Annotated in this window: 4 protein-coding genes; 2 read left to right on the forward strand and 2 right to left on the reverse strand. The window is 63.5% G+C overall.

Annotated features, from left to right (window positions below; translation table 11 throughout):
* Positions 1 to 14 precede the first annotated feature (14 nt).
* Positions 15 to 1061, forward strand: coding sequence for a class I SAM-dependent methyltransferase (locus ACODS9_RS20500; RefSeq protein WP_401110549.1), 1047 nt, complete (start codon positions 15 to 17; stop codon positions 1059 to 1061).
* Positions 1062 to 1148: 87 nt separating this feature from the next.
* Here the strand turns inward: ACODS9_RS20500 and ACODS9_RS20505 are convergent, their stop codons facing one another.
* Both ACODS9_RS20505 and ACODS9_RS20510 read right to left on the reverse strand, forming a co-directional pair.
* Positions 1149 to 2393, reverse strand: coding sequence for a saccharopine dehydrogenase family protein (locus tag ACODS9_RS20505; protein WP_038705903.1), 1245 nt, complete (start codon positions 2391 to 2393; stop codon positions 1149 to 1151).
* 30 nt (positions 2394 to 2423) lie between these two features.
* The gene (locus tag ACODS9_RS20510) at positions 2424 to 3521 is read right to left on the reverse strand and encodes a carboxynorspermidine decarboxylase (RefSeq protein WP_489094619.1); all 1098 of its coding nucleotides are present in this window, start codon (positions 3519 to 3521) and stop codon (positions 2424 to 2426) included.
* A 480-nt stretch (positions 3522 to 4001) separates the two neighbouring features.
* Here ACODS9_RS20510 and katG point away from each other — a divergent pair, with 480 nt between their 5' ends.
* A complete protein-coding gene (gene katG, locus ACODS9_RS20515) occupies positions 4002 to 6236 on the forward strand; it encodes a catalase/peroxidase HPI (protein ID WP_489094620.1) in 2235 nt (744 codons plus the stop codon).
* Positions 6237 to 6260: the final 24 nt, after the last annotated feature.

Here is a 6260-nt window from a genome sequence, read left to right on the forward strand (position 1 = left end):
GAGGAGGGCAGGTCATGGACGAGGCAAGGCTTCACGAGTTCATGGGCAAGCTGGTGGGCGACATGGGCGCGGCGGCGACGCTGGCCAATGTCATCCTTGGGGATGAGCTGGGGCTGTATCGGGCGATGGCCGACAGTCAGCCAGTCACGCCCGAGGCACTGGCCGAACGCACCGGCTGCCAGCCGCGGCTGGTACGCGAGTGGCTCAATGGCCAGGCGGCGGCGGGCTACCTGGTGCATCACGATGGACAGTTCACCTTGCCCGAGGAGCAGGCCATGACGTTGGCGCTGGAGGATTCGCCCGTCTACATGGCCGGCGGCGCCTCGGTGCTGGCGGCACTGTTCCATGACAAGGACAAGCTGGTGGCGGCCATGCGCGGCGATGGCGCCCTGGCCTGGGGCGATCACCATCCATGCATGTTCAGTGGCACCGAGCGCTTCTTTCGACCCGGCTACCGAACGTTCCTGGTGGCTGATTGGCTGCCGGCACTGGACGGGGTGGTGGAAAAGCTGCAGGCAGGCGCCCAGGTGGCCGATGTCGGCTGCGGCCATGGCGCCTCTACCATCGTCATGGCCGAGGCGTTTCCCGCCTCGCGCTTCATCGGCTACGACTACCATGCCCCTTCGGTGCTCACCGCCAGCGAGCGCGCGCGTGACGCAGGCGTGGCCGAGCGGGTCGGCTTCCAGCAGGCGTCGGCCAAGGACTATCCCGGCCACGACCTGGACCTGGTGTGTTTCTTCGATTGTTTACACGATATGGGTGACCCGGTGGGCGCGGCACGACACGCCTATCAGGCGCTCAAGGACGACGGCACGGTGATGCTGGTGGAACCGTTCGCCGAGGATACCCTGGATGCCAATATCAACCCGGTGGGGCGCTTGTTCTACGCGGCTTCGACGTTCATCTGCACGCCGAACTCACTGTCGCAGGAAGTGGGTCTGGGGTTGGGGGCGCAGGCTGGGGAGGCTCGGCTGCGGGCGGTGTTCGAAGAAGCGGGATTCAGGCGCTTCCGGCGGGCGACGCAGACGCCGTTCAACTTGATACTGGAGGCCAGGAAGTAGCGATCTGCCGGTGCGGGGCAAGCCCGCAGCCACAGACAGCTCCTACAAACAGAAGGGGCGCCATCTGGCGCCCCTTCATCGTGCAGCTTAGGCTTCAGCGTCCCACGGACGATCGCCTTTTTCATCCTTGACGCGGGTCGGCAGGCCCATGACGTCCAGCGCCTTGAGGAACGGCTCGGCCGGCAGCTCCTCGACGTTGACCATGCGCCCGGCATCCCACTGGCCACGGGCAACCAGCAGCGCGGCGGCTACCGGAGGCACGCCTGCGGTGTAGGAAATACCCTGGCTGTCGGTCTCGGCGTAGGCTTCTTCGTGGTCGGCCACGTTGTAGATGAACACCTCGCGCGGCTGGCCGTCCTTGGTGCCCTTGACCAGGTCACCGATGCAGGTCTTGCCGGTGTAGCCCGGGGCCAGCGAGGCCGGATCCGGCAGCACGGCCTTGACCACTTTCAGCGGTACCACTTCCAGGCCTTCGGCGGTTTTCACCGGTTGCTCGCTGAGCAGGCCGAGGTTCTTCAGCACGGTGAACACATTGATGTAGTGCTCGCCGAAGCTCATCCAGAAACGCACGTTCGGCACGTTCAGGTTCTTCGAGATCGAGTGCACTTCGTCGTGACCGGTCAGGTACAGGTTCTGCGAACCCACCACCGGCAGATCGTCGGTGCGCTTGACCTCGAACATGGTGTTGCTGGTCCACTGGCTGTTCTGCCAGCTCCAGACTTGCCCGGTGAACTCGCGGAAGTTGATTTCCGGGTCGAAGTTGGTGGCGAAGTACTTGCCGTGGGAACCGGCATTCACGTCCAGGATGTCGATCGAGTCGATCTGGTCGAAGTACTGCTGCTGCGCGAGTTTCGCGTAGCTGTTCACCACACCCGGGTCGAAGCCGACGCCGAGAATGGCGGTAATGTTCTTTTGTTGGCACTCTTCGAGGTGTTTCCACTCGTAGTTGCCGTACCACGGCGGGGTCTCGCAGATCTTGCCCGGCTCTTCGTGGATGGCGGTGTCAAGATAAGCGACACCGGTATCGATGCAGGCGCGCAGCACCGACATGTTGAGGAAGGCGGAGCCAACGTTGATCACGATCTGCGATTCGGTCTCGCGGATCAGTGCCTTGGTCGCCTCGACATCGAGGGCGTTGAGCGAGAAGGCCTGGATGTCGGCGGGAACCTTGAGGCTACCCTTGGCCTTGACGCTGTCGATGATGGCCTGGCATTTGGAGATGTTCCGTGACGCAATCGCAATACGACCCAGTTCGTCGTTATGCTGTGCGCACTTGTGGGCCACCACCTTGGCGACACCTCCTGCACCAATGATAAGAACGTTCTTCTTCAATTCAGCTGCTCTCCTTCATGAAAGCCTGTCTTACGACAGGCTCGAAACGTAGTCTTCGAAACCGAACTCGCGCACCACTTCGACGCTGCCGTCGAGTTGCTTGACCGCGATGGATGGCATTTTCAGACCGTTGAACCAGTTTTTCTTGACCATGGTGTAGCCCGCCGTGTCGACGAACGACAGTCGATCACCGATGGCCAGTGGCTTGTCGAATTGGTACTCGCCGAAGATGTCGCCGGCCAGGCACGACTTGCCGCAGACCATGTAGGTGTGCGCGCCGTCGTTGGGGGCCATCTTGGCGTTGAGGCGGTAGATCAGCAGGTCGAGCAGGTGCGCTTCGATCGAGCTGTCGACCACGGCCAGGTGCTTGCCGTTGTACAGGGTGTCGAGCACGGTCACTTCCAGCGAAGCGCTGTTGGTGATGGCCGCTTCGCCCGGCTCCAGGTAGACCTGCACGCCGTAGGTTTCGGCGAACTGCTTCAGGCGCGCGCAGAAGGCGTCCACCGCGTAGTCTTCGCCGGTGAAGTGGATGCCGCCGCCGAGGCTGACCCATTCGACCTTGTGCAGCAGGTGGCCGAAACGTTCCTCGATGTGCGTGAGCATCTTGTCGAACAGGCCGAAGTCGGCGTTCTCGCAGTTGTTGTGGAACATGAAGCCGGAGATCTTCTCGATCACCTTCTCAATCTTCTCTGGATCCCACTCGCCGAGGCGGCTGAACGGGCGCGCCGGGTCGGCCAGCAGGTAGTCGGAGCTGCTCACCTGCGGGTTGACACGCAGGCCGCGCACCTTGCCTTCGGACTGCTCGGCAAAGCGCTCGAGCTGGCCGATGGAGTTGAAGATGATCTTGTCGCAGTTGTCGAGCATCTCTTCGACTTCGTCGTCGGCCCAGGCCACGCTGTAGGCATGGGTTTCGCCGGCGAACTTCTGGCGGCCGAGCTTGAGCTCGAACAGCGAAGACGAGGTGGTGCCGTCCATGTACTGCTGCATCAGGTCGAATACCGACCAGGTAGCGAAGCACTTGAGGGCAAGCAGTGCCTTGGCACCGGAGTGTTCGCGCACGTAGGCGATCTTCTCCATGTTGCCCAGCAGCTTGGTTTTGTCGATGAGGTAGTACGGCGTCTTGATCATTTAAAGGCCCCCGGCCAGGCCGGCCAAAAAAAGGACACGCATTGTGCCTTCACTTGCCGCGGTACGAAAGGGCGCGAGGCGCATTTCGTCCGAGTTGTCCACGCACTTGGCTATGCAAGTGCCATCAAGCCCGTGACTGCGCCGTCCCTGGCGCTGGGTCGGCCACTATCGCGAAGGACGGCCAAATATGCTTTTGCATCGGGGCGAGCCCAGTTGAACAGATCAATGTGACGATCCTGATCTGCCGGCGCCACAGGCTGACAGAGCCAGGCTATCACCCTCCAATATCGCCTCTATTAGACCTCTGCCCAAGCTCGGCTAGTCTTTCTGCTGGTTCCGTGAAAAGCCGGCGCACGGGTGTGCCCGGCCATAACCGATGAGGGGCAGGCGCGCTTGGCGAACGCCTGATCCAATACCTGGCAGCGCAATTACAAGAACGCCCGGAAATCTGAATTGAACCGACCCAAAAGGTAGAAGCAGATGGCGAACGAATCGAAATGCCCGTTCCACCAGACCGCCGGTGGCGGCACCAGCAACCGTGACTGGTGGCCTGACCAGCTCAACCTGAAGATCCTCCACCAGCACTCCAGCAAGTCCGATCCCATGGACCCGGACTTCGACTACGCCAAGGCGTTCAAGAGCCTCGACTTCCAGGCATTGAAAGCAGACCTGCGCGCCTTGATGACCGATTCCCAGGACTGGTGGCCGGCCGACTTCGGCCACTACGGCCCGCTGTTCATCCGCATGGCCTGGCACAGCGCCGGCACCTATCGCATCGGCGATGGCCGGGGCGGCGCCGGCTCTGGCCAGCAACGCTTCGCCCCGCTCAACAGCTGGCCGGACAACGTCAGCCTGGACAAGGCCCGGCGCCTGCTGTGGCCGATCAAGCAGAAGTACGGCAACAAGATCTCCTGGGCCGACCTGATCGTGCTTACCGGCAACGTCGCCCTGGAGTCCATGGGCTTCAAGACCTTCGGCTTCTCCGGTGGCCGCGCCGACGTGTGGGAACCGGACGAAGACGTGTACTGGGGCTCGGAGAAGGTCTGGCTGGGTGGTGATACTCGCTATGGCAAGGCCGAGCCACCGGGCAAGGGCGACCTGGTCGCCGAACCGGCCAAGCGCCCGGAAGAGCAGGGGCGTGACCTGGGCGGCGAGCGCAACCTGGAAAACCCGCTGGGCGCCGTGCAGATGGGGCTGATCTACGTGAACCCCGAAGGCCCGGAGGGCAACCCCGACCCGGTCGCCTCCGGCAAGGATATACGCGAGACCTTCGGTCGCATGGCCATGAACGATGAAGAGACCGTGGCGCTGATCGCCGGCGGCCATGCCTTCGGCAAGACCCACGGTGCCGGCCCCGCCGACAACGTCGGCGCCGAGCCGGAAGCGGCGGGCCTTGAGCTGCAGGGGCTGGGCTGGAGCAACAAGTTCGGTACCGGCAAGGGTGGCGACACCATCACCAGCGGCCTGGAAGTGACCTGGACCTCGACCCCGACGAAGTGGAGCAACGAGTACCTGAACAACCTGTTCAACTTCGAGTGGGAATTGACCAAGAGCCCGGCTGGCGCTCATCAGTGGCGGCCGAAGGACGGCAAGGGCGCGGGGAGCGTGCCTGATGCCCATGATCCCGGCAAGAAGCACGCGCCGTCGATGCTCACCTCTGACCTGGCGCTGCGCTTCGACCCGATCTACGAGCCCATTGCCCGGCGCTTCAAGGACAACCCCGACCAGCTCGCCGATGCCTTCGCCCGTGCCTGGTACAAGCTGATCCACCGCGACATGGGCCCGCTGGCGCGCTATCTCGGGCCGGAAATGCCCAACGAGGAGCTGCTGTGGCAGGACCCGCTGCCCAAGGCCGGGCCTCAACCCAGCGACGCTGATATCGCCGCGCTCAAGGCCAAGGTGCTGGCTTCGGGGCTGAGTGTCGGTGAACTGGTGTCCGCCGCCTGGGCCTCGGCCTCGACCTTCCGCGGTTCCGACAAGCGCGGCGGCGCCAACGGCGGCCGCCTGCGCCTGGCGCCGCAGAACGGTTGGACGGCGAACCAGGGGCTGGACAAGGTGCTGACAGCGCTGGAGAAGATCCGCAGCGAGGGCGGCAACAAGATCTCCCTGGCCGACCTGATCGTGCTGGCCGGCAGCGCGGCGGTGGAAAAAGCCGCCAAGGATGCCGGGCACAACATCAGCGTGCCGTTCCACCCGGGGCGCGTGGACGCCTCGCAGGAACAGACCGATGTCGAGTCGTTCGCCGTGCTCGAGCCCCTGGCCGACGGTTTCCGCAACTTCAGCAAGGCGCGCTACAGCGTCAAGGCCGAGAAATTGCTGCTGGACAAGGCCCAGCTGCTGACGCTCACCGCACCGGAACTGGCCGTGCTGATCGGTGGCCTGCGGGTGCTAGGCGCCAACCATGGCGGCAGCAAGGAGGGTGTGTTCACCGACAAGGTCGGCGTGCTCAGCAATGACTTCTTCCGCAACCTGCTGGACATGGGCGTGGAGTGGAAACCGACTTCGGCGGACAACGAAGCGTTCGAGGGCCGTGACCGCAAGACCGGCCAGGTGAAATGGACCGCCAGCCGGGTCGACCTGGTGTTCGGCTCCCATGCGCAGCTGCGTGCCTTGAGCGAGGTGTATGGCAGCAGCGATGCCAAGGAGAAGTTCGTCAAGGACTTCGTGGCGGCCTGGGTGAAAGTCATGGAGCTGGACCGTTTCGACCTGGCATAACGCCGATCGCGGGGCATGTCGCAT

Source organism: Pseudomonas sp. FG36, from assembly GCF_057809275.1.